This is a genomic window from Pseudomonas sp. Ma2-10, assembly GCF_054330215.1.
The window spans coordinates 1-304 of record NZ_JBTEYL010000106.1; the positions used below are offsets into that span (position 1 = coordinate 1).

Sequence of the window (304 nt, forward strand, 5' to 3'; positions counted from 1 at the left end):
CGCCGGGTGTTGGCTCATGAAGCGGCGCACCAGATCCGCCGGCAGGGCTTCACCGCTGGCAAATACCTGACGCAGGCTGTGGCAGTTGACCAGGCTTGGTTCTTCGACAAAGGCACGCAGCATTGACGGTACGAAGTGCAGGGTGGTGACCTGCGCTTGCTGGATCAATTGGCTGAGGTACGCCGGGTCGCGATGGCCGTCCGGACGAGCGACCACCAGCGTGGCGCCGGTGATCAGCGGCCAGAAGAATTCCCACACCGACACGTCGAAGCTGTACGGGGTCTTTTGCAGTACACGGTCGTTC

The 304-nt window shown here is 62.5% G+C and carries 1 protein-coding gene; it reads right to left on the reverse strand.

The window, feature by feature from the left end; genetic code table 11:
- Nucleotides 1–304 (reverse strand): AMP-binding protein (locus ACXPVS_RS27520; protein WP_458512675.1); only part of this gene is annotated, 304 nt, incomplete at both ends.